The organism is Lactobacillus bombicola, from assembly GCF_900112665.1.
Lineage (GTDB): Bacteria > Bacillota > Bacilli > Lactobacillales > Lactobacillaceae > Lactobacillus > Lactobacillus bombicola.
On record NZ_FOMN01000006.1, the window covers coordinates 46716 to 71009 of the forward strand.

The window sequence follows — 24294 nt, forward strand, 5'->3', positions numbered from 1 at the left end:
CACTTTTTTAAAAGTTACCAAGTATAATTTTTTATTAAATTTATGCATATTTTCTAAAAAAATTAACCATTTATAGTATACTAGAAAACATATATTTTACTTTGCAATAAAATTTTTGTTGCAATTAAATACGAAAGAGGCGATAACAGTGTCGATGATAGAGTTCCATGACGTGCAAAAATATTACGGTCATTTTCACGCATTGCACGACATTAATTTAGAAATTGATCAAGGCGAAACCGTAGTTTTGATTGGACCTTCAGGCTCAGGGAAAAGCACCTTAGTGCGTACTGTAAATGGTCTGGAGTCAATTCAAAAGGGTCAATTGATTGTTAACGGGCACGACCTGTCAGATCCTAAGACTAATTTAAATATTTTACGTAGTGACGTTGGAATGGTATTTCAACATTTTAATTTATATAAAAATAAAGATGTACTCGAAAATATTATGTTAGCCCCTAGAATTGTTAGTCACATTCCTGAAGCAGAGAATAAGAAGCGGGCAATGGACTTACTAGAAATGGTTGGCTTAGAAAAATGGGCCCATAACATGCCTTCACAAATTTCTGGTGGACAAAAGCAGCGTGTGGCGATTGCTAGAACATTAGCAATGCGCCCAAAGCTAATTTTATATGATGAGCCAACTTCAGCACTTGATCCAGAAATGATTGATGATGTTTTGCAAGTTATAAAGAAAGTTGCTAATGATAGTGGGATGACCTCTTTAATCGTAACTCATGAAATGGGCTTTGCTAAAGAAGTAGCTAATCGAGTAATTTTCATGGATAAGGGTACAATTGTCGAAGATGATGATTGTCAAAGCTTTTTCAAACAACCAAAAACAGTACGTGCCCAACAATTTTTGAGTAAAATCATCTCTCACTAAGGAGGTTATGTATGAAAAAGAAATTTTGGCTAATTTCTCTTATGGCTTGCATTTTTCTGGTGAGTGGATGCGGTAAAAGTACAAATAACCAGTCTGTTTTAAAAGATGTTCAACAGGCGAATACAATCACTTGGGGCGTTAAAGGTGATGTAAAATTATTTGGTTTAATTGATGTACATGATGGTCAACAAAAAGGCTTTGACGTCGATATGGCTAAGCATATTACTAAGCACATTTTAGGACCTAAAGGTCGTGCTGAATTTGTTACGACCACTTCGCAGTCGAGAATACCGCTACTTAAAAACCGAAATGTGGATGCGGTAATTGCAACAATGACGATAACCCCTGAACGAAAAAAAGTAATTTCTTTTTCTAAATCGTATTTTGATGCTGGTCAATCACTTTTGGTTCCCAAAAATTCAAAAATCAAAAGTACCAAAGATCTTAGTGGTAAAACCGTCATTGGAGTTGTTGGTGCGAATTCGGTGCAAAACATAAAAAAAGTTGCACCTAAGGCAAAAATAATTGAACTTCAGGATTATGCTCAGGCAATGAATGCTTTAAAATCTAAGCAGGGAGATGCTTTGACCACCGATAATGGTATTTTGTTTGGTCTTGCTGTTCAAAACCCAGGCTATGAAGTTCGTGGCGGAACATTTACTGTTGAACCATATGGTGTTGCAGTTGATAAAGGACAAACCGCATTTGCCGAGGCTGTTGACAAGGCAGTACTTGAGATGCAGCATAATGGTGAATATAATCGTTTGATTAAAAAGTGGTTTGGCGATGTTCCAGGTTTTAAGTATAAGGAGCTGTATCGCCAATGATTAATATTTTTACCAAATTTAGTAGCCAATTATTAATTGGACTGGGCTGGACAGTTTTTTCTAGTATAATTGCACTGTTTTTTAGTCTAATTATTGGGACAATTTTTGCTATTATGGAAGTTTTACCAAGTAAGGTAATGCGTACAATTGGTCGAGCTTATGTTGAAATTATGCGTAACATTCCATTATTAGTAATCACAATGTTTTTTTATTTAGTGATTCCCAACTATGTAGTAAAGATTAGTGGATTTACTGCTGGGACAATTGGATTAACCCTCTATACCTCGGCCTTCATTGCTGAAACAATCCGTTCTGGTATCCAATCTGTTTCTGGAGGTCAAATGGAAGGGGCGCGTTCAACGGGAATGACATATTGGCAAGCAATGCGCTATATTATTTTGCCACAAGCTTTTAAGATTGTTATTCCACCATTAGGTAATCAATTTGTTAACCTAGTTAAAAATTCATCAGTTCTAGCTTTTGTGGCGGGATTTGACTTAATGTATCAGGCTAATACAATTGCTTCGACTACATTTGATACTATTAATAGCTATTTAGTGGTAGGAATCTTGTATTTAATCATAACTCTACCACTTAGCTATTATATGCAACACTTAGAAAAGAAATTGGCTTAAGGGAGGTACATTGAAATGCAAAATTGGATTAATGCCCTTTCATGGCTTAATTTACGTTTTTTATTAATGGGCCTTTGGGTAACTATTTATATTTCGGTAATCTCCGTTATCTTAAGTTTTATTATTGGTTCCATTTTGGGTATTATTAGGTATTCTAAAATTAAATGGATTTCAAAAATTGTCGGTTTCATTATCGACATTATTCGTAATGTACCATTACTTTTGATTATTTTCTTCACTTATTTTGGGTTGCCAAATTTTGGCTTGCGGCCAGAAACAATTCCAGCTGCAATTATTGCAATGACAGTATTTGAGTCAAGTATGATTGCTGAAATTGTTCGTTCGGGGATTCAATCTGTTTCTGAAGGCCAAATGGAGGGCGCCCGTTCGACAGGGATGTCTTTTGTGCAAGCTCTCTGGCATGTAGTATTGCCCCAAGCATACAAAAACATGATACCAACCATTATTAGTCAATTTGTGTCGTTAATTAAAGATACTTCGTTGGCAACAATTATTGTTGTACCAGAAATGATGCAGCATGCGCAAGTTATTTATGGCCAAAATGCTAACTATATCTTGCCAATGTTTGCTGCTTTAGCAGTTTTATATTTTATTGTTTGTTTTACCCTGTCAGTAATTGGAAATGCGATTGGGCGGCATTTATCTTAATAAAACTGATTTTTAGTAAGTCAATGGGAGTATTTTGGAATGCCCCCAATTAATAAAACTGAATTAACGGCAACTAGTCAGAATTTATACGACTAACTATTAGTTTTAATTTCGATGAATGCAAGCTTAAAAAAGCACCTTGGAGGTTGTCTTGATTCACCTGTGGGAGTGGCAAAAGATACTACTTACATGGCTAAGACTAATTAAGCGGCTAAAGAAGAAGCTGGTGACACATTCAACAGGAAGTAAGGCACTTGTTTGTTACATTTACGAATGCTGAATTAAATCTATCCGTGGATTGGTAGTAACTAGAGTCACTTACTTGATCTAGTACTGCTAGTTATTATGAATAGGCCTTAAAGAATCCTCGTAAGTTTAAACGCTCATTGAAATAAAAAGTTATTCAAACCGCTGGCATTTTGTCAGCGGTTTTGACATTTTAAAAAAAGAGGTCCTTATGATACTGAAGCAATCAGACTTTTCTTTAACTCTTGTTAGTGAAATTTTTAATAAATTACAAGGGTTACATAATAATGTCATTCAAAAAGTAAGCATTGTTGGCCAGAATTTGTATGCCTTGCAATACAATAACCAACAAGATCCTCATAATTATGTTTATCGGGCTAGAAAAAGACGCTATCCTCTTTTTAAGCAAGTTTTTAATGCTTCCCAAATGGCGGGTGGTCATACGCAGACACTTGATTTGGCTAATCAGCCAAATATGTGGTTTATTGGTACGAAAAAAAACCACTTTAATTGGTCAACGCAATTAGCCCGCGTCACAATTCCATCTAGAAGCGCCCATACAAGCAATACCGAATTTGTTCGTTTGGCTTATCTTAACCGAGCTGGACGTGGATTGCGGGTTATAGAGCATCAGGGGGTGGATACCTATTTACCTTTTCGGGGAAATGATTTACTTAGATTTGATGCGGCTATTTCGCCGGCAGGTAAATTGTTAATGTTAGTTACTATTGATCAGCAAACTGCTACTCTGTCAAAGGGAAATAACGGTTATTTTATTCTATATGATTTAGCTGTAATTAATGCAGCTCTTGATAAAGTGGGTATTGGCTATGTTAACCTTGGTGAATTACCATATTTAAGCGAATTTTATATTAACCATATTATAGCTGTTGATAAAATTGGTTCTTTACAAGGATTTGCTCTTGATGAAAAAAGAAATGTGTATATTTCTAGCGAATTCGCGCCTAGCCAAGGTAATTTAAGCCAAAAACCACGGCGGATTATTAAAATCCCATGGGGCGCATGGGGCTCATCTAATGATCAAGGATGGCAAATTCTTGACTTTGATCAAGCGAATATTGATATTTTAGGTTATGCAACTGAGTTGGAGAATATTCAAGTGATCTCAGAAAATAATCTATATTTAACGATTTCTTATCATAATGGTGCCGGGGTGACAACACGGAGTCGAGTTTATCAAGTTAAGTGGTAAAAAAGATTGAACATTAGTGAAATTTTTAAAATTTAGGTATAGTTTAAGGACAGCTACTAAAAATAAAGGTGTCCCAATTATCCAATTAATATTAATTAAAGAAGTACTAAAACTTAAGCAACTTGTGCTTTAAAAAGGTAGACTTTTAAAGTTATCACATAGGAGCATTTTGCTGCTTAAACTTTGAATAGAAATCAAAAATTTAAAAGATCTAAGAATAATTTTAAAATAGTGTAGCAGTACTTTATTTAATCTATACTTTACTAATAGAGTTTGTTAGCGCAATATTAATTTACTAAAAAGTTTGCAATGTAAGTAAAACACTTGAAAGATTCACTATCTTTTGGGTACGCTTGGAAAATAGAAAGATTGGCTAATGAAGAATTTTCTGTTTCGTTTATATTTGAGCCTAATGAAATTTGGCGCTCGGTTTACTAAGATACAAGATAATAAAATTGTAATTCTAAATGGTGCTGGCCGTTCAGGTTCGAACGGTTATTTATTTGGTAAATATATGAAAGAAGCCCATTCAGAATATAAAGTAACTTTGGTCGAACCATGGCCTTCTTCACACTTGTCCTTTGCAATTTGGCGCGAAATTGGTGCAGCTAAGTATGTAGTAACAACGCACCAGCCATTTAAAATTCATAAGAAACAAATTAATATTCAATTTTGGCACGGAATTCCCCTCAAGCGAATGGGAATTATGGCCAATAATACTAATCGAAAAACGGACTTGCGTAACCAATATTTATGGCAAAAAAATGCCGATATTGTTACTTCTAGCTCTGATCTTTATGAAAGCTTGATGAGTGCGTGCTGTGCAATTGAAAATGACAAGTATCAGAAAGTTGGTTTTCCCCGCCTTGACGCTTTAAAGTCCCCGACAATTTCTCAATCTCAATTGTTACATGACTTATTTAAAATTGTTGATGATCAAGCTCAAATTGGGATTTATCTGCCAACTTTTCGCTATGAAATGGAAGATAGCCAAGTTTTAGCCCAAATTAAGGCTGGCAACTTTTTGACCTTACCAGATTTTGATGTAGAACAGCTTAATTGTGCTTTGAAAAAACAACATCAGTATTTAGTGGTTAAATTGCATCCCTATGAAATGAGTTTTTTTGAACACTTGACTAGTCAGTTTTCTAATATTGCTTTTCTAAATAATGATTATTTGTTTGAACATGATTATGATTTATATGAATTATTAGGTGCTACTAATTTCCTAATTACTGATTTTTCATCAATTTATTTTGATTATCTAAATTTGGATCAGCCAATTATTTTTCTCACGAATTATTTGACTAAATATGAAAATACACGCGGTTTGCTGCTGAGTCCATATGAACAAGTTGTGCCTGGAATTTGTGTAAAAAGCCAACAGGAACTACTTGTTGCTTTAACCAATTCGGATGAATATCAGTCAAAGCGACAGTATTGGCTAGATTTGACTAATCAAGTTCAAGGTCATTCATGTTGTGATGATATTTTTACTTTAATGTCAACAAACTATTAAAGGGGAAATTGTGAAAAGAACTTTTTTAAATATTTTATATAATGCTGTTTATCAAATTTTTTTAGTTTTAGTGCCATTGATAACCGTGCCTTATCTTTCGCGGATATTAGGTCCCCATACTTATGGAATTTACAGTAATGTAAATAATATTGTGCAATTTTTAATGATATTTTGTACCCTGTCAGTCTCTTATATTGGAATGCGAACAATTTCCCAAACTCGTTCCCATGGTAATCAGCAAGAACTGACTAAAGTTTTTTGGGGCTTGTGGTATTTTCAAGCAATTGCTGGGGCAGCTACAGTTATAATTTTATTGGTTGTAGTTGGCCATTATCGAATTAAATATGGAAATTATTTATTACTGATGATACCATATTTGATTGCTGCCCAAGTTGATATTTCGTGGTTTTTTCAAGGACTAGCTGAATTTGGGCGTGTTGTTTTGAAAAACACGGCTGTCAAGTTAGTTTCAGTTATTTTAATTTTAGTCTGGGTTAAAGAACCAAGTGATTTATGGAAATACATGTTAATTATGTCGGTTTCGACTTTATTGGGATCGCTTGTTTTTTGGTTTGATATTCATCGCTATATTGGTGGACCAGTTAAGCATTTTTATCAATTTAACACAACTATTAAAGCTATCATTACGTTATTAATTCCCCAAATTGCCACCCAAATTTATACTTCCCTGGATAAGCCAATTTTAGGTCTTTTTCAAAATTCTACCCAAGTTGCTTTTTATGATAATTCGCAGCGCATTTCTAATATGGTTTTAGGAATTGTTACTAGTATTTCCTTGGTAATTATGCCTAAAATGGCTGGTGAAGGGCAAAAGCAGCAACGAATAATTCTAAAAAAGTCATTGGATGCGACAGTGATGCTAGGAACAATGTTTGCGGTGATCATTATGGCCAATACTAAGGAATTTGTTCCGTTCTTTTTTGGCGCCAAGTTTATCCCAATGACCCCGTTAATGTTTTTCTTTGCCCTGACAATTATCATGATTCCGATGGGCGGCGTGTTTGCCAATCAGTTTGCCTTAGCCAATCATCGCGATCGAGATTATGCTATTCCAGTGATTGTAGGAGCCATTTTAGAAGTGGTTTTAAGTTATTTTTTGGATCAATTATACGGGGCAACTGGCGCAATGCTTGCAATTTTAACAACCGAATTAATCGTTTTAATCTTACGTTTACTAATTGTGCGTGATGGTTACGACTTTAAATATTCATTTCAAGAAGTTCCAAAATATTTCTTAATTGCTGGGATTGTCTTAGTAGTAGGTATGCTACTACCACAGCTAGTTTCATCAGCTTTCTTCAACATGGCAATGAAATCGCTTATTATGTTTATCTTATACATTGCCCTGATGTTTCTTTTACGGCTTGACTTTAATCAAGATTTAATTATGTTATTTAAAAAATTTTTTAAGTGAGGTTAAAATGATTCCCAAAATTATTCACTATGTCTGGGTCGGTGGGAAACCGAAACCTAAAAACATCCAGCGTTGCATGAAAACATGGCGTAAGCACTTAGGAGATTATCAAATTATTGAGTGGAATGAACAAAATTTTAATGTTCATGAAAATGAATATGTTGCCCAAGCTTATAAAGCGCAAAAGTGGGCGTTTGTTTCTGACTATATTCGGGCAAAAGCTATTTATGAGCAGGGGGGCATATATTTAGACACTGATGTTTTAGTTTTAGATGACTTAGCCGCACTATTAAATAATCGTGCTTTTGTTGGCTTTGAAAATAAGGATAACCCTTTTACTGCTGTTTTTGGGGCTGAACCCCATCATCCATTACTTAAAGATATGCTAGCTTATTATGACGGGCGTGATTTTACTTTTGATGCCAAAGACCAATTAGCCGGTGTCAATACCCTATCTGTTTCAAATATTTTGAAACAGAAGTATGGGGCAAAAGCTAATAATCAAGAGCAAGTTTTAAAAGAAAAGATTCATGTTTATCCGGATGGAATTTTATGCAATCCGTCTGCTAAATCGAAGACAATTCATGTTTTTACTGGAACGTGGATGGAAGGCGAAAAACCCTTAAAAAGAAAATTAGTAACAGCGCTTAAAGTTAGAATAAAGACTAAGAAAGAAGCTGCTCTGTATGCGAAAATATTAAAATAGCAATGAATGAACAAGAACTACAAAAATTAGTTGAATTGCTATCAATTAAGTATTTTGGGCGCAAGTTTAAACATCAAGTTAAAATTAATCGGCGAATGACAACCACTGGGGGACGTTATCACTTAAATGATCACCATTTGGAAATTAATCGTCACTTTTTAGCACCACAATACAAACATGAATTAGTGGGAATTATTAAGCACGAACTGGTGCATTACCATTTACATTTAGCTAAATTAGGTTATCGTCACTCTGATTGGGAATTTAAGACCTTACTCAAACAAGTGGGTGGGTTGCGTTATGCACCCGATATTGGTTTACGGCGCCACCAGCCAGTTAGCTATTTATATCAGTGCGAATTTTGTAAACAAAAGTATGCTCGAGTACGTCCAATTAATATTGCCAAGTATGGCTGTAGCAAATGTCGTGGACACCTTAAGTTAATAAAAATGAGATCTAAAAAATAAAGCTGCAAAAGTTGTTAAATTTTTGCAGTTTTTGTTTGACAAAATGTTAGGTACGAAACTATAATTTAAGTATAAAATTAGGTACCTAACAAAAATAAAATTAGTAAGGTAAGGAGCTTTTATTATGAGTCAAACAAGTGATAACTTAATGAAAAAATTATACTTTATTATGCGTGCTAGTCGCTACTTTATGTTTGAGAATAAGCAGCCAATTTCAGGGCAAAAAAGAGTGTTGGCAGTTTTAAAATTAGAAGATGGCTTAACCCAAAATTATTTGGCAGAAGTTTTGGCATTGCAACCGGGATCATTGGCTGAATTATTGAAAAAAATGGAGGTAAAGGGTTATATTAAACGTGAAACGGACAACCAAGACAAACGGGTAAAACGAGTTTTTCTAACCAGTGAGGGAAAAGAGGAAGCAGGTCGACTGAAAGAACTCGAAAAGGCGCAAGATACTGCCCCCTTCTTTGCCGGCTTAAGTGAGAATGAGCAACAAGAATTTGGTCAGTATTTAGAAAAGATTGCTGATGGCTGGGATGAGAATCTAAAACAACAAGCGCAAAAATTTGTTGATCCAGCATTTCGGATGAAAGCAATTTTCCAGTGGCGTAAATATGCTGCCCAACATAACTTATCACGAGCAGAAAGTAATAATATGTGTCGGAGAATGCAAAAGTGGAATCATTTTGCAAACTATCAAGATTTTAAGCATGATAAGAACAGAAGGCATTGCCAATTTAATGAAATTCCAGAGTATAACGCAGATTTTTGGCACCGATTTTGGCATAATGATGAAGAAGAAAGATAATTAAGTAAGGGTTTTTCAAGTTTGAAAAACCCTTTTCGTTTTCAAATAATGAGTTCAGCTATGACTACTTTTACAAGTGATTTAGGTCATGATAGGTACAAGTAATTGATTATAAAAAGAGAAACGGGCAAATAAGTTAATAAAAAGCGCAGGAAAGTATTGAACTGAATTTGATTTTACAGTATACTAATTACTGTATTTGCGGGCATGGCGGAATTGGCAGACGCGCAAGACTAAGGATCTTGTGATCGTTTTTAGATCGTGGAAGTTCGAGTCTTCTTGCCCGCATCATTTGTAATGGAGTAGCAACTCCATTTTTTTGTTTAAAAATAAAATTCAAATAAAAATGTGAAATACTCTGTAATTGTTAAATTGATATCTAACTTTTATGGGGTATTTTTAAATATTAATTATCTTTTTTTATTTTAAAAATTAATTACATTCCATAATTTTAACGTGCGAGAAGGTATACTTATTGTAACAACTATTTTAAGTAAGGACTTTTTTATGGTAAAAAAACGCAGGGGTAAAAAACAATCTAACTGGCTAATTATTATAGAAACGTTTGTCATTTTGTTTGTATTAATAATTGCTTTCGTCAGTTTTAGATACTATCGTCGTCAAGCAATTGAAACAGAAAAAATCAGACAACAACAAATTGCACGGGAAGCAGCTAGACAAAAGATTATTAAGCAGCACAAAGCTTTTATTAATGAGATTGGTCCAGTTGCTCAAGAAGTTGACAAATCATATGAACTTTTACCTAGTATTACGATTGCCCAAGCATGTTTGGAAAGCAACTACGGTAAAAGTAGTTTATCGCAAAAATACAATAACTTATTTGGGGTAAAGGGTTCTAACCCTAACACGTCGGCAATTTTGACGACTAAGGAATTTGAAAAAGGGAAATGGGTTTTAGTAAAAGCACGTTTTCAAATTTATGATTCCTATGAAGCATCGATTCGGGCTCATGCTCGTCTTTTTCAACGAGGTACTAGTTGGAATAAAAATCAATATCAGCATGTTCTTGCGGCCAAAGACTATCAAACGCAAGCCCATGCTTTAGTCAAAGATGGTTATGCTACTGATCCAAATTATGCAGATAAATTAATTAAAATAATTCAGCAGTATCAACTTGATCGATTTGACAAGTAAGAAACAAACCATGCCAAATTTATATAACATTTTTGGTACAATAAGATGGCTATCAAAAATCAGACGAAGGGAATTAGAATGAGCGAAGAATCTATTTTAGCGGGCTTAAATCCGCAGCAAAAGCAAGCTGTTAAAACGACTGAGGGACCGCTTTTAGTGGTTGCTGGAGCAGGTTCTGGAAAAACCTCAGTTTTAACTAGACGGATTGCATATCTTGTTAATGAAAAAGGAATTTTACCCTGGAATATTTTGGCGATTACTTTTACTAATAAAGCAGCCGCAGAAATGCGCGAGCGGGAACGGGAATTACTTGGTTCACAAGCAGAGAGTATATGGATGTCAACTTTTCATGCATTGTGTGTGAGAATTTTACGTCGTGATGCGGAAAAAATTGGTTATAGCCAAAATTTTTCGATTGCAGATGCAGCTGAACAGCTAACCTTAATTAAGCATATCGAAAAAGAACTAAATATTAATCCCAAAATGTATGAACCACGTCGTGTTTTATCAGCTATCTCTAATGCCAAAAATGCGCTACTAACGCCTGATGCATTAAAAGCCAGCAGTTCAATGCCCTTTGAGAAGATAACTGCACAAATTTATCAAGAATACCAGAAACGCTTAAAACATGACCAAATAATGGATTTTGATGATTTGATTATGCAAACTTTAGTGTTGTTTAAAACGGATGCTACAGTTTTACATTACTATCAAGCTAAGTTTCATTATTTATTAGTTGATGAATATCAAGATACCAACCAAGCACAATACGAATTGTGCCATCAACTAGCAGCTCAGCATAAGAATATTTGTGTAGTTGGAGACGCAGATCAATCTATTTATGGTTGGCGTGGTGCAAATCTGGAAAATATCATGAACTTTGAACATGATTACCAAAACGATGGTGTACAGACTATTAAATTAGAACAAAATTATCGCTCGACTGGTCATATTTTGGCAGCAGCTAACGCAGTTATCAAAAATAATCGTAACCGTAAAGCTAAAAAGTTATGGACGGATCAAGGAGAGGGTGAAAAAATTACATATTATCGAGCCCAAAGTGGTGAAGATGAAGCACATTTTATTATCAGCAAAATTCAAGAAGAAGTTGAAAATAAAAATCGTTCTTATCGCGACTTTGCCATTTTGTATCGAACTAATGCCCAGTCGCGAACCGTTGAAGAGGCTTTTGTTAAATCAAACATTCCCTATCAAATAGTTGGTGGTCATAAATTTTATGACCGAAAAGAAATTATGGATGTCATGGCTTACTTAAAGCTGGTATCTAACCCAAGTGATACTATGAGTTTTAATCGAATTGTTAATACGCCAAAGCGGGGCATTGGTAATGTAAGTGTTGAAAAATTTACTAATTTTGCTCAAACTAGTAATTTGTCCTTACTTGAAGCCTTTAATCATGTAGGTATGTCAGGTCTTTCTGTTAGAATAGCTACTAAATTGAGTGATTTTGGTGCAAAACTTAAAGATGCTATTAAGTATTCCCGCAACCATAGCGTTACAGGTCTTACTGAAAAAATTTTGCAAGATTTCGGGTACATTGATGCTCTTAAAGCCGAACATACAATTGAAGCTGAAACCAGATTAGAAAACTTAGACGAATTTTTATCAGTAACTAAACGGTTTGATGATCAATATGACCAAGATAATCAATCTGAAATCTTAAGTGACTTTTTAGCAGAAGTTTCATTATTGAGTGATCAAGATGATTTAGCAAATAATGATCAGCAAGTTGCTTTAATGACACTACATGCTGCTAAAGGTTTGGAATTTCCAGTTGTTTTTTTAGTTGGAATGGAAGATGGGCTATTTCCATTATCAAGAGCATTGTTAGAAGATGATCAGTTAGAAGAAGAGCGCCGGTTAGCCTATGTTGGCATTACTAGAGCAAGACAGCAACTGTATTTAACTAATGCATACTCACGAACGATGTTTGGCAGAACTCAAAATAATCAACCATCTAGATTTTTAGATGAAATTGATGAAGCTGATCTTAAAATTGAAGGGTCAAGTTTTCCTACTTTGGGCGCGGACTCTTTTCAAGCCCAGGCTGCTCCGTTTGCGAATGTGGCTGAACGTGCCCGGGCCCAAGTTTATACACCTAAGATAAAACCAGCTGGTGCTGTCGGTGCTGAGAAAAGGGGCTGGAATGTTGGTGATCAAGTAAAACATAAAGCTTGGGGCCTAGGAGTAGTTGTTAAAGTCAATGGTTCTGGTGAGGATATGGAATTAGATATTGCTTTTAAAGAGAAGGGGATTAAACGACTTTTGGCAGCCTTTGCACCTATTAAAAAGGTATAATGAATTGAGTTAAAGTTATTATTTTGATCAGGGGGGTAGGAAATGGCTGATCTAACTCTAAATGAAGCCAAAAAAGAAGCAGCTTCTTTAAGAAAACAATTAAAGGAGTGGGCGCAAGCATATTATGTAAAAGATGCTCCACAAGTTGAAGATTATGTATATGACCAAAATTATAATCGGTTATTGGAATTAGAGCAGCAGTTCCCACAAATTGTTACGCCAGATTCGATTACTCAACAAGTTGGTGGAGAAATTGATAGTGAATTCACAAAAGTTGTTCATGAAGTTCCCATGCTTTCAATGGGGGATGTTTTTTCTAAAGAAGAGTTGACCGAATTTGATGCTCGTATTCAGCGCCAAGTTGGCCATTCAGTAGCGTATAATGTTGAATTAAAAATTGATGGTTTATCACTTAATCTTGAATATGTTGATGGGGAGCTTAAGCGGGCTTCTACACGAGGAAATGGATTGGTTGGTGAAGATGTGACCGCTAATGCTCGTTATATTGCCGATATTCCACAAAAGCTACCAGAAAAATTAACCATTGAAGTTCGGGGCGAGTGCTATATGGATAAAGCAGCTTTTGCGCAATTAAATCAAGAGCGAGATGAAAAAGGTGAAACAACGTTTGCTAATCCACGAAATGCGGCTGCCGGATCATTGCGTCAGTTAGATGCTAAAGTTACCAAACAGCGAAATTTAAGTACATTTATTTATACTTGGGTGAATCCGCCAGCTAATATTACTAGTCAGCATCAAGCAATTACTAAGTTAGATGAGCTGGGTTTTCATACAAATCAAACTGGACGCAAGCTGGCTAATTTGGACCAGGTTTTTGCCTTTATTGATGAATATACTTCAAAAAGGGATAATTTGCTATATGGCATTGACGGAATTGTTATTAAAGTCGATGATTTGAACTTACAAAATGAACTGGGAGCTACAGTTAAAATACCGCGTTGGGAGATTGCCTATAAATTTCCACCGGAAGAGCAAGAAACGGTTGTTCATGAAATTAAGTGGACAGTTGGTCGAACAGGGGTAGTAACCCCGACAGCAATTATGGATCCGGTACAGATAGCCGGGACAACAGTTTCTCATGCTGTATTACATAATGTCGATTTGCTTAAACAAAAAGATGTACGAATTGGTGATACTGTCATGTTGCATAAGGCAGGCGATATTATTCCTGAAATATCACAAGTTGTACTAGCTAAAAGACCCAAAAATGCTGTCCTATATGAAATTCCAACTAAATGTCCATCATGTAAAGAAGATTTAATTCATTTACCAGATGAGGTTGCCCTCAGGTGCGTCAACCCCTCCTGCCCAGCGCAAATTGAAGAAGGCATAACTCACTTTGCTTCACGACAAGCTATGAATATTGATGGGTTAGGTCCCAAAATTGTTGCACAATTAATTACTAATGGTTTAGTTCATAACGTAGCTGATTTGTATCATTTGCAAGCAGCTGATTTGGCTAAGCTAGACCATTTTAAAGATAGGGCGATTAGTAATTTGCTAGTAGCAATTAATAATTCCAAACATAATTCTGTGGAATTACTATTAACTGGATTAGGAATAGACCATGTTGGAGCTAAAGCTGCACGGCTAATAGCGCAAAAGTTTAAAAATATGACAAAGATTATGCAAGCAGACGTGCAAGAGATAGCTACAATCGATACAATAGGCATGACAATTGCTGAATCCTTAACAACATATTTTGCTCAAAAAGAAGTTAAAGAATTAGTTACTGAGCTTGAGCAAAGTGAGGTCAATATGAATTACTTAGGTCAAACAGGACCAAGTGATATTCCTGACAACTTTTTTAAGAATAGAACTGTTGTTTTAACTGGTACTTTAGTGCAATATACCCGTAGCGAGTTTACTCAAAAGTTACAAGCACTCGGAGCTAAGGTAACTAGTTCAGTATCAGGTAAAACAGACTATGTTATCTATGGTAAAGATGCTGGATCAAAATACGATAAAGCACAGAAACTGGGCGTTAAATTATTGACTGAAGAAGAAGCAATTGCTCAAGTTAAATAAAGGAATAATTAAATTGAAAAAATATTTACACGCTTTAACAATTCTTGGGCTATCTTTGACTCTAACTGCTTGTGGAAATTTGAAAAACTCCAATCTAGCTAATAATGCTAAAACTGCATCCAATTCCAGTACCAAAACCTATCAGACAACAGATACAGGGAATAATGGTTATACAGTTTTATTAAAAAATGGTCGTTATGTGACAAGCCCAATCTCTGGATTAACGGCAACAGATAATGATAATTCAGTTGACACCAGAGAACTCGAACGGGGACTCATTCAAATTTCTAAAAAAGTTTATTCAACTAATTCTTATGTTTTTCAAGAAGGGCAGTATATTACTACTACAGATGCACATGAATGGCTATCACGTAAATCTAAAGATAATAAATTAGGACTTAATCCTGCTGAAGGTAGTAAAAAGAATTATAATCCTTATTATTTAGAAGAAATTATTGAGCAGAACTATTTAACTGGCTCGGGCTCAAGTTATCATATTGGCGGTATAAGTATTGGTCTGGCCATTAATTCAATTGATTATTATCAGAAGGTTAAAGATGGACCACAATATCAAGCTACAATTTCACGGGCTAAGCAAAAAGAATTTGGTCAACATGCTGCCGAACAAATAGTGCAACGTTTACGTAAGCGAAAAAATTTAAAAACTGTTCCAATAACGGTTGGTCTTTTTGCTAAAGAAAGTATGGATTCACTCGTTCCAGGAAGTTACTTTTTGAGCGGGACAGTCGCTGCTAATAGTAGTAAAATAGTTAAATGGGAAAACATTACTACTCAGTCTGAGGTATTACCAACGATTGGTAATAAAAAGGCAATTAACAGTAGTGATGCATCAAGCTTTAATAGTTTTAAAGAATCAATTCAAAACTATTTTCCTAATATTAGTGGGGTAACCGCAACTTTGCGTTATGAAGATGGCAAGTTGGTACAAGAAAACATATCAATTACGACCCAGTTTTATGGTTACGAGCAGATTCAAAGTTTCACCCGCTTAGTTTTATCAACCGCAAAAAAATATTTGGCAAATGATGTTCCAATTGAAATAAAAATTGGTTCGGTAAATGATATTCAGGCACTGGTTGCTAAAGAAACGGGAGATAATAGTTATCAAGTTCATATTTATGGTGGCGAATAGGAGGTATTAGTATGAAAATTACAGAAGAGACAATTAAGCATGTCGCAGTTTTATCGCGGCTGGAAATTAATAAAAATGATATTAGTCAGGTTACTGAACAAATGAGTTCAATTATCAATATGGCTGATCAATTATCAGAAGTGAACACTGAGGGTGTTGAAGAAACTGTCCAAGTAGTTGATCGTGATACTGTATTTAGAGAAGATAAGCCTGAACACTGGCAAAGTCGCGAAGAATTAATGAAGAATGTTCCTGAACAAGCTAATGGCTTTATCAAGGTTCCAGTGATTATTAATAAGGATGAGGACGAGTAATGAATTACTTAAATGAAGATATTGACTCATTAAATGAAAAATTGGCTCAGGGGACTTTATCAGCAGATCAATTAGCACAAGATACAGTCGCCAATATTAAGCAGACCGATGATAAGTTAAATGCTTGGATTACGGTTCAGGAGGATGCTAAACCTGCTGCTGATTTAGATTTTAGCAAGAATAAGTTAGCTGGAATTCCAATTGCAATTAAAGATAATATTCTTACTAAAGATGTTAAAACGACAGCTGCTAGTCATATTTTGGATAACTACATTCCAGTCTATGATGCAACAGTTATTGAACGTTTAAAAGCTGCCCAGGCTACTTTTGTAGGGAAAACAAATATGGACGAATTTGCGATGGGTTCATCGACTGAACATTCATACTTTGGTATAACACATAACCCTTGGAATTTAGACAAAGTTCCAGGTGGTTCTTCTGGTGGTTCCGCGGTTGCTGTTGCTTCAGGACAAGTTGTTGCTGCCCTTGGATCTGATACGGGTGGTTCAATCCGGCAACCAGCTGCATTTAACGGTGTTTTTGGTATTAAACCAACTTATGGGCGTGTTTCACGTTGGGGCTTAATTGCTTTCGCATCTTCACTTGATGAAATTGGAGTAATGAGCAAGCGGGCCAAAACATCAGCCCAAGTACTTAATGTTATTGCAGGAGCTGATGAACATGACTCTACCCTTTCAACTAGAGCAGTTCCTGACTTCACTAAGTACATCGGTAAAGACATCAAAGGCATGCGGGTAGCGGTTGTTAAAGAGTACATGGATGCTGTTGATGGTGAGATGCGTGAAGTAATTCAAGAGCAGATTACTGTTTTAGAAAATGCCGGAGCAGTCGTTAATGAGGTTTCCTTACCATTAACTAAATATGTAGTTCCTGATTATTATATTATTGCTTCTAGTGAAGCTTCATCAAATCTACAAAGATTTGATGGTATTCGTTATGGCTATCGGGCAGAGGATACAAAAGATCTACTGGATGTTTATGTAAAATCACGTTCAGAAGGTTTTGGTGAAGAAGTTAAGCGCCGAATTATGCTGGGCTCATTTGCTTTATCAGCAGGTTCATATGACCGTTTCTTTAGACAGGCAGCAAAGGTTAGGACCATGATTTGTCAAGATTTTGACCGTATCTTTGAGGAAAATGATGTAATTGTTGGTCCAACAACTACTACACCGGCCTTCACTATTGGTAGTGAAATTTCTGATCCAATTAAGATGTATAACAATGACATTTTGACCATTTCGGCTAACTTAGCGGGTATTCCATCTGCTAGTGTACCAGCTGGTATGGTAGATGGAATGCCTGTTGGGTTACAAGTAATGGCTAAGCGATTTGATGAGGGAAGTATTTTCCAAGTAGCTGACTTTATTGAACAAACTAACAAGTTTTATGAAAAGACACCAACTGGAATGGGGGATTAACAGATGAATTTTAAATCAACAATTGGGTTCGAAGTACACTTCGAATTAAAAACTAATAGTAAGATTTTCTCACCTTCACCGGTTAGTTATGGTGCTAAGCCTAATACTGAAACAAATGTAATTGATTGGGCAATGCCTGGAGTTTTACCCTACGTAAATAAGGATGTTTATCGCTTAGGGATTATGGTTGCTTTAGCAACGCACTCACATATTTTGCCAAATACTCATTTTGATCGAAAGAATTATTATTACCCTGACAGTCCCAAAGCTTACCAGATTACTCAATTTTACCAACCTTTAGCTCGTGACGGCTATGTTGAAATTGAGGTACACGGTAAAAAGAAACGGATTGGGATTCATGAAATGCATATTGAAGAAGATGCTGGTAAAAATACGCATGGGACTAATGGCTTTTCTTATGTTGATTTAAATCGGCAAGGTGTTCCGCTACTGGAAGTTGTTTCTGAACCAGAAATTGCAGATCCTGATGAAGGCTATGCTTACCTTGAAAAATTACGTAAGATTGTCCAGTTTACAGGTGCTTCTGATGTTAAGATGGAAGAAGGTTCAATGCGAGTTGATACCAATATTTCTATTCGTCCCGCTGGACAAAAAGAACTTGGAACCAAGGTTGAAATGAAGAACCTGAACTCTTTTGAACATGTACGTAAATCTTTGGCATATGAAGAAAAACGGCAAGCACAGGTCTTATTGGCAGGAGGTCGAGTACAATTATCGACACGCCGGTTTGATGAAGCAACAGGTAAGACTGTTCTGGAACGGGTTAAAGAAGGCGATGCCGATTATCGCTATTTCCCAGAACCAGATTTAGCCCCTGATCATATTAGTCAAGAGTGGATTGATGAAATTGCAGCGACATTACCACGCTCGGCCGAAGAACGTTACAGCCAATATGTCAATGAATTTGGCTTAAAGGATTACGACGCCCAAGTTCTTTTGCAAACTAAAGAAAGCTCTGATTTTTATGATAAGACAGTTGCAGCTGGGGCAGATCCACAATTAGCTGCTAACTGGATGAATACCCAAGTAAATGGTTATTTAAATGATAATCGTGTATCTTTAGCTGATATTAAGTTAACACCTGAGAACTTAGCAGCAATGATTGAACTAATTAAGAACGGTACAATCTCTTCGAAAATTGCTAAAAAAGTTTTTGCCGAGACAATTGCTAATGGAACTGATCCTAAGAAGTACGTTGAAGACCAAGGCATGGTTCAATTATCTGATACTAGTGTGCTTGAACCAATGGTTAAAGCAGTAGTGGACAGTAATCCGCAATCAGTTGAAGACTTTAAAAACGGTAAAGATCGGGCAATTGGATACTTGGTTGGTCAAATCATGAAAAAGACACGTGGTAAGGCTAATCCTAAGGTTATCAATCAGCTTTTGAATCAAGAATTACAAAAGCGTTAAAGAGAATTTTAAAGTAATTTGAGTAATTAAGGTAGTAATTTATGACTAAAAAAGCAAGATTGATTTATAATCCTGTATCAGGTCACGAGCAGATGCCTAAAAATGTTGCTGACATTTTAAATGTATTGGAACAAGCAGGTTATGAAGCAAGCGCATTTCGAACAACACGCCAAAAGCAAAGTGCGCAAAAAGAAGCTACTCGAGCTGCAAATGCAGGCTTTGACTTAATTGTAGCGGCTGGTGGGGATGGAACAATCAATGAAGTTGTCAATGGGATTGCCTTTCTGGAAAAAAGACCACAAATGGCCATTATCCCTGCTGGCACGACTAATGACTATGCTAGAGCCTTACATATTCCGCGTGAAAGTATTAAAGATGCGGTTAAAGTAATCCTTAAACAAAAAACACGGAAAATGGATATTGGCCAGGCAACATTTGCAAATCATACTCAATATTTTGTTAATATTGCAGCCTGTGGATCATTAACTGAATTAACCTATGGTGTACCGTCAGAAGTTAAGTCGGCATTAGGTTATACAGCATATTTGATAAAGGGAGCCGAGATGTTACCTCATTTGACTACAAATGAATTGCGCTTAACATATGACGATGGCGTATATGAAGGTAAACTTTCGATGCTGTTATTAGGGATGACTAATACAATCGGCGGTTTTGAGCAAATAATGCCAGATGCAGAATTAGGTGATGGATTTTTCCAATTAATTGTGGTAAAACCATCTGATCCAGTTAAATTATTAAGACTAATGGCTCTTGCCTTAAACGGTAAGCATGTAGATGATCCTGATATTATTTATACAAAAACACGAAGTTTAAAAATTGAGTTGTTTGGTCAAAGTATAGGTAAAGAACTTCCTGTTAATCTGGATGGAGAAATTGGTGCCTATTGCCCAGTTACTTTTAAAAATTTACAGAGGCGAATTGAATTTTTCGTTGGTGAATAAAAATAATAGTTTAGCTGTTAATTATACTGATAGTTGAAAATTAAAGTACACATAACAAATTAGACATCTTAGTCTAATTGTTATGTGTATTTTATTTTAATCATAAAAGTAAAAGTTAAATTTAGAAATTCAGTAGTTTACTAATATGTGGCGAAGAAAAAATTATTTTTATCTAGTAGAATACAGAGCAAAAAACCTGAAATTAAAAGGTTTTAGTTGATGCAATTCCTAAATTAACTATATATATTATTTTTATTCGTATAATCAGCAGCTATTGCTTTAGAAGATGCCGCAAATGAAGCTAGGATTAAAGGGCTAGTCTAAAGTGAATAATCGCTTGTTACACAAGTTATTAAAAAAGTAGTTATTGTCATTACATAACAGTTAAAGCAAGCTGCCACTACTGATAGAGATGATGAAATCAAGCAAATTCAGGAGCAATACGAAAAGGAACTTAAAAATATTGTAGGTAAATAAAATTATATTTTTGTTGATAATTATCAGTAAGTTTTATATTTAAGTAATTAAGAATATAATTTTTGTAATTAAAAAACTATCGTTTCTTATAATTGAAACGATAGTTTTTTTGTCAATTTTTAATTTGCATAATCAATATCTTCTATTGGATTAACTTGGAATTCATGGTATTCAGTTTCTTTTTCTAGCTCCGGTGTCAATTTGACACATCTAATACGTTGGTTGCCGTAAGTTGAGTAATAGTAACTTTTAGATTCAGCACACATATAAGCTGAATAACAAGTATAGTCAAAAGTATCCTCAGGAGTAACAACGATTCCGCGTGGAATACTGACAGCTTCTAATATATGATGAGCTAAACTTACAGCAGTTAATTCATCTTTGGGTTGTTCAACATTATTTTTCATGAAGGCTGTTCTAATAAAACGTGATGGTGGTGTATAGTCACCAGGTAAGCCAAAGGTACCTGAGCCTTGACTAAACGGCTTTAATGTTTTACCCAAAAATTCAATATCTTTATGTTGTTTTGGTCTAACAGAAAGGTAATTACGTAAATTAGTTTCGTGCCAGTGATAATCGGGACTATTGGTCATCACGCCAACTGAATCTCGGATAATATGTGTACCATCTTCTTGTGTTTCAACGATAACACTTTCCCCCGTAGTATCAGAAAAGATATAGTGTAAAGGTGGGATAACCTTTAAAGCGGGGCTAGCTTCATTAACAATTGAAATTTTATTGGTAAATAATTCGGCCACGTCAGCTAATGAACTAGCTTGAGATAAAATTACAGAAATCACTTTATCGGGTGATACACCCCAAGTATTAGGTTCAGCCTGTTGTTTGTAGCTAGCATATCCTGGGAAATATAAAACAGCTCCTGTTAATCCAGCATCATTAATACCATCACAAGTAACTGGAGAATTATCAATATCATATTGAATACTACCCATGCCAATAAATGAATGCTTACTAGTAACTTGATCTGTCGTATTATATGAAACGGCGAAAGTTTTGTCTTTAGGAACAAAAATAACTTGTTCAGCCATTTCCATCATAAAGTCCATTGTTCTAGATAAAAAATGTTTTTTATCCTTAGTTTCTAATGTAAAACTGCTACAACCTATCATGCTGTAACCTCCATTTGATTTTAAAAATATTATAAATTAACTATAATGAAAAGTATAAGAGGATGGATGACTATATTCAAGTGTTTTAAATTTAAATCGTAATGATGTAAGCTATTACTTACTATAATCTAATTATAAAAAAAGGTGCCGATCATTGCGACCAGCACCTTTTTTATTAATTGCGCCTATTACCATTACCACCAAAGATTTCTAATAAAAACATAAAAATATTAATAAAGTCAAGGTAAAGTTGCAAAGCTCCTAATATTGCTAGACCATTACTTGATAATTGGTCGCCATAATTATTGTAAATAGCTTTCATTTTATTGGCATCACTAGCAACTAAACCAGTAAAAATTATTACACCGATAAAGGAAAATAGGTAAGTGACAGCTGGATTACGTAAGAAAAGATTGACTAGCCAAGCTACCATAAAACCAAATAAAGCAGCACTTAAATAGGAATTCCAATTAGATAAATCACGCTTAGTAAAAGTTCCAAATATAGCCATGGCAATAAAAACTGTTGCGGCAGAGATAAAGGCTGAAGTGATTTGGGTGCCGGTATAAAAGCCAGCAATTAAGGCAAATTCAAAGCCATAAATTGCAGCTAAAAAGATAAGCATAACTAAAGCTGCTGCTGGGTTGCGATTAGCTTTAAAACTAATTCCTAGAGATAGACCTAAGGGAACTAATAAAATTAACCAGATGATAGTAGCAGGCAGATTCATTAGTGCAGTACTAAAAACATTCATAGTCAAATAGGCTACTAAGGCGGAAATCATAACTGCGCCGCCCATCAGGGCATACATTTTAGTCAAAAAACGATTAGTTTCTGCAATAGTATGAATTTGTCGGTGATCTGAATTAGTATCAAAAATATTCATAAAAATGTCCTTTCTGTGGCTCAAATTAGTACTAAAACTAACACATTTTAAATTGGGTGTGAAGATAATTAAGCGAAGTTAAAGCAAAGTTAAAGAATAAGTCAGCATGTTACTTTTATTCAAATTTTTAGTAAAATAGAATAGTTAACCAATTGTTTGTAAAAAAGGACAAGAACATGGAAAAAAATCAAATTATTGACTTAGAAATCACTGACTTATCATATGAAGCGATGGGGGTAGCGCATTATGAAGGAATGACGGTCTTTGTAACCAGTGCAATTCCTGGTGAAATAGTCAGGGCAAAAATATTAAAAGTTAAGAAGACCTTTGCTTTTGCCAAAATTGAAGAGCTTGTTAAAGAGAGCCCTGATCGTGTAAAGATTGAACTTAATCAGTGGGTGCAAACTGGGCTTGCCTCACTGGCACATATTAAATATGACAAGCAGCTCGAATTCAAGCGTAACCAAGTGGTCAATTTATTGAAAAAAGCCCATCTTGATGATGTGCAAGTTGGTTCTACTTTACCTAGTCCGGAGGAGACGGGTTATCGCAATAAAGCTCAGGTACCCGTCCGAGAAGTTGCTGGTCAACTCGAAATCGGGTTCTTTAGACGGCACTCACATGATTTGGTGCCGTTAACCAATTTTTTGACAACTGATCCTGAAATTGACCGTGTCTTAGTGGCAGTGCGTGATATTCTTCGCCAATATCGCGTTCCGGCTTATGATGAAATTCATAATCAAGGTGAAGTTAGATATCTAGATGTCCGTCGTAGTAAGGCAACAGGTGAAATGATGGTAATTCTAGTATGTTTGCATAAAGACTTTGCTCAATTACCCAAAGTTGCGGCTGATATCAAAAAAATTCCGGGTGTAACTAGTTTAGTTTTAAACTATAATCCAAAGAAAACTAATGTTATTTTAGGTAAGGTGGACTACCTGATTTTTGGTAAACCACAACTTACTGATCAAATTGGTGACGTTAAGTTTAGAATTTCACCGGAAAGTTTCTTCCAAATCAATTCATTGCAAACACCGCGGCTTTATGATTTAGCAATTAAAAAGGCTAACTTACAACCAGAAGATGCGGTTGTTGATGCTTATTCAGGGATTGGCACTATTGGCTTGACCGTAGCGAAACACGTGCGTTCGGTGCGTGGTATTGAGAGCGTCAGAGATGCAGTCAAGGATGCCAATAATAATGCAAAACTAAATGATATCCGAAATGCCAAGTATGTTACTGGTAAGGCTGAAGAAATTATGCCTAAATGGGCAGAAAAAGGGATGCAAGTTGACATTATTTTCGTTGATCCGCCAAGAAAAGGCTTAACCCCAGAGTTTATTGAGGCTGCCGCTAAGACTAACCCCAAGAAAATTGTTTATATTTCGTGCAATCCAGCAACGCTAGTACGTGATCTGCAAGAATTTCAGCAGTTAGGCTATACTTTTGATCAGATTGATCCGGTGGATATGTTCCCGCAAACGCCCCATGTCGAAGCAGTAACGGTGCTGGAACGGACAGAAAAATAATTAATAAACATCGGTATTAAGGAATATTTTTCGGGT

The 24294-nt window shown here is 35.5% G+C and carries 21 protein-coding genes and 1 tRNA gene; 20 read left to right on the forward strand and 2 right to left on the reverse strand.

Annotated elements, in window-relative coordinates; genetic code table 11:
• The first annotated feature begins 148 nt into the window (after positions 1-148).
• The 19 genes from BM203_RS05790 to BM203_RS05880 all read left to right on the forward strand — a co-directional run bounded on the left by BM203_RS05790 (position 149) and on the right by BM203_RS05880 (position 20236).
• A complete protein-coding gene (locus BM203_RS05790; protein ID WP_165777861.1) occupies positions 149-886 on the forward strand; it encodes an amino acid ABC transporter ATP-binding protein in 738 nt (245 codons plus the stop codon).
• Positions 887-897: 11 nt separating this feature from the next.
• On the forward strand, positions 898-1713 hold the full coding sequence (locus tag BM203_RS05795) for a glutamate ABC transporter substrate-binding protein (RefSeq protein ID WP_090093446.1): 816 nt from the start codon (positions 898-900) through the stop codon (positions 1711-1713).
• Positions 1710-2348, forward strand: a complete 639-nt coding sequence (locus tag BM203_RS05800; RefSeq protein ID WP_090093447.1) for an amino acid ABC transporter permease — start codon at positions 1710-1712, stop codon at positions 2346-2348. Before BM203_RS05795 ends, BM203_RS05800 begins: the two co-directional genes overlap by 4 nt.
• A gap of 15 nt (positions 2349-2363) precedes the next feature.
• Positions 2364-3017: an amino acid ABC transporter permease gene (locus BM203_RS05805; RefSeq protein ID WP_090093449.1), complete on the forward strand. Its 654-nt coding sequence runs from the start codon at positions 2364-2366 to the stop codon at positions 3015-3017.
• A 457-nt stretch (positions 3018-3474) separates the two neighbouring features.
• On the forward strand, positions 3475-4476 hold the full coding sequence (locus BM203_RS05810; RefSeq protein ID WP_090093451.1) for a helveticin J family class III bacteriocin: 1002 nt from the start codon (positions 3475-3477) through the stop codon (positions 4474-4476).
• 376 nt (positions 4477-4852) lie between these two features.
• On the forward strand, positions 4853-5995 hold the full coding sequence (locus tag BM203_RS05815; RefSeq protein WP_090093453.1) for a CDP-glycerol glycerophosphotransferase family protein: 1143 nt from the start codon (positions 4853-4855) through the stop codon (positions 5993-5995).
• A 10-nt stretch (positions 5996-6005) separates the two neighbouring features.
• Positions 6006-7430, forward strand: coding sequence for an oligosaccharide flippase family protein (locus BM203_RS05820; protein WP_090093454.1), 1425 nt, complete (start codon positions 6006-6008; stop codon positions 7428-7430).
• Between the two features lie 7 nt (positions 7431-7437).
• Positions 7438-8136 carry a glycosyltransferase family 32 protein gene (locus tag BM203_RS05825; RefSeq protein ID WP_090093456.1) on the forward strand — a complete coding sequence of 233 codons (699 nt, stop codon included), beginning with the start codon at positions 7438-7440 and terminating at the stop codon, positions 8134-8136.
• A 2-nt stretch (positions 8137-8138) separates the two neighbouring features.
• Positions 8139-8603, forward strand: coding sequence for a SprT family protein (locus tag BM203_RS05830; protein WP_090093457.1), 465 nt, complete (start codon positions 8139-8141; stop codon positions 8601-8603).
• 124 nt (positions 8604-8727) lie between these two features.
• The gene (locus BM203_RS05835; protein WP_090093459.1) at positions 8728-9411 is read left to right on the forward strand and encodes a MarR family winged helix-turn-helix transcriptional regulator; all 684 of its coding nucleotides are present in this window, start codon (positions 8728-8730) and stop codon (positions 9409-9411) included.
• A 201-nt stretch (positions 9412-9612) separates the two neighbouring features.
• Positions 9613-9699, forward strand: a tRNA-Leu gene (locus BM203_RS05840).
• Between the two features lie 219 nt (positions 9700-9918).
• Positions 9919-10566, forward strand: a complete 648-nt coding sequence (locus BM203_RS05845) for a glycoside hydrolase family 73 protein (RefSeq protein WP_090093461.1) — start codon at positions 9919-9921, stop codon at positions 10564-10566.
• A 78-nt stretch (positions 10567-10644) separates the two neighbouring features.
• A complete protein-coding gene (pcrA, locus tag BM203_RS05850) occupies positions 10645-12885 on the forward strand; it encodes a DNA helicase PcrA (RefSeq protein WP_090093462.1) in 2241 nt (746 codons plus the stop codon).
• Between the two features lie 42 nt (positions 12886-12927).
• The gene (gene ligA, locus BM203_RS05855; protein WP_090093464.1) at positions 12928-14934 is read left to right on the forward strand and encodes an NAD-dependent DNA ligase LigA; all 2007 of its coding nucleotides are present in this window, start codon (positions 12928-12930) and stop codon (positions 14932-14934) included.
• A 13-nt stretch (positions 14935-14947) separates the two neighbouring features.
• On the forward strand, positions 14948-16087 hold the full coding sequence (locus BM203_RS05860) for a CamS family sex pheromone protein (protein ID WP_090093510.1): 1140 nt from the start codon (positions 14948-14950) through the stop codon (positions 16085-16087).
• 11 nt (positions 16088-16098) lie between these two features.
• The gene (gene gatC, locus BM203_RS05865) at positions 16099-16401 is read left to right on the forward strand and encodes an Asp-tRNA(Asn)/Glu-tRNA(Gln) amidotransferase subunit GatC (protein ID WP_090093465.1); all 303 of its coding nucleotides are present in this window, start codon (positions 16099-16101) and stop codon (positions 16399-16401) included.
• Positions 16401-17840: an Asp-tRNA(Asn)/Glu-tRNA(Gln) amidotransferase subunit GatA gene (gatA, locus tag BM203_RS05870; protein WP_090093467.1), complete on the forward strand. Its 1440-nt coding sequence runs from the start codon at positions 16401-16403 to the stop codon at positions 17838-17840. The genes gatC and gatA overlap by 1 nt, the downstream gene beginning before the upstream one ends.
• A 3-nt stretch (positions 17841-17843) precedes the next feature.
• The gene (gene gatB / locus BM203_RS05875) at positions 17844-19274 is read left to right on the forward strand and encodes an Asp-tRNA(Asn)/Glu-tRNA(Gln) amidotransferase subunit GatB (RefSeq protein ID WP_090093468.1); all 1431 of its coding nucleotides are present in this window, start codon (positions 17844-17846) and stop codon (positions 19272-19274) included.
• Between the two features lie 41 nt (positions 19275-19315).
• On the forward strand, positions 19316-20236 hold the full coding sequence (locus BM203_RS05880; protein WP_090093470.1) for a diacylglycerol kinase family lipid kinase: 921 nt from the start codon (positions 19316-19318) through the stop codon (positions 20234-20236).
• A 596-nt stretch (positions 20237-20832) separates the two neighbouring features.
• Here BM203_RS05880 and BM203_RS05885 read toward each other — a convergent pair.
• A complete protein-coding gene (locus BM203_RS05885) occupies positions 20833-21843 on the reverse strand; it encodes a choloylglycine hydrolase family protein (protein WP_090093472.1) in 1011 nt (336 codons plus the stop codon).
• Between the two features lie 175 nt (positions 21844-22018).
• A complete protein-coding gene (locus tag BM203_RS05890; protein ID WP_090093474.1) occupies positions 22019-22729 on the reverse strand; it encodes a Bax inhibitor-1/YccA family protein in 711 nt (236 codons plus the stop codon).
• Positions 22730-22905: 176 nt separating this feature from the next.
• On the opposite strand from BM203_RS05890, the gene rlmD reads away from it, so the two are divergent.
• Positions 22906-24258, forward strand: coding sequence for a 23S rRNA (uracil(1939)-C(5))-methyltransferase RlmD (rlmD, locus tag BM203_RS05895; protein ID WP_090093476.1), 1353 nt, complete (start codon positions 22906-22908; stop codon positions 24256-24258).
• Positions 24259-24294 lie beyond the last annotated feature (36 nt).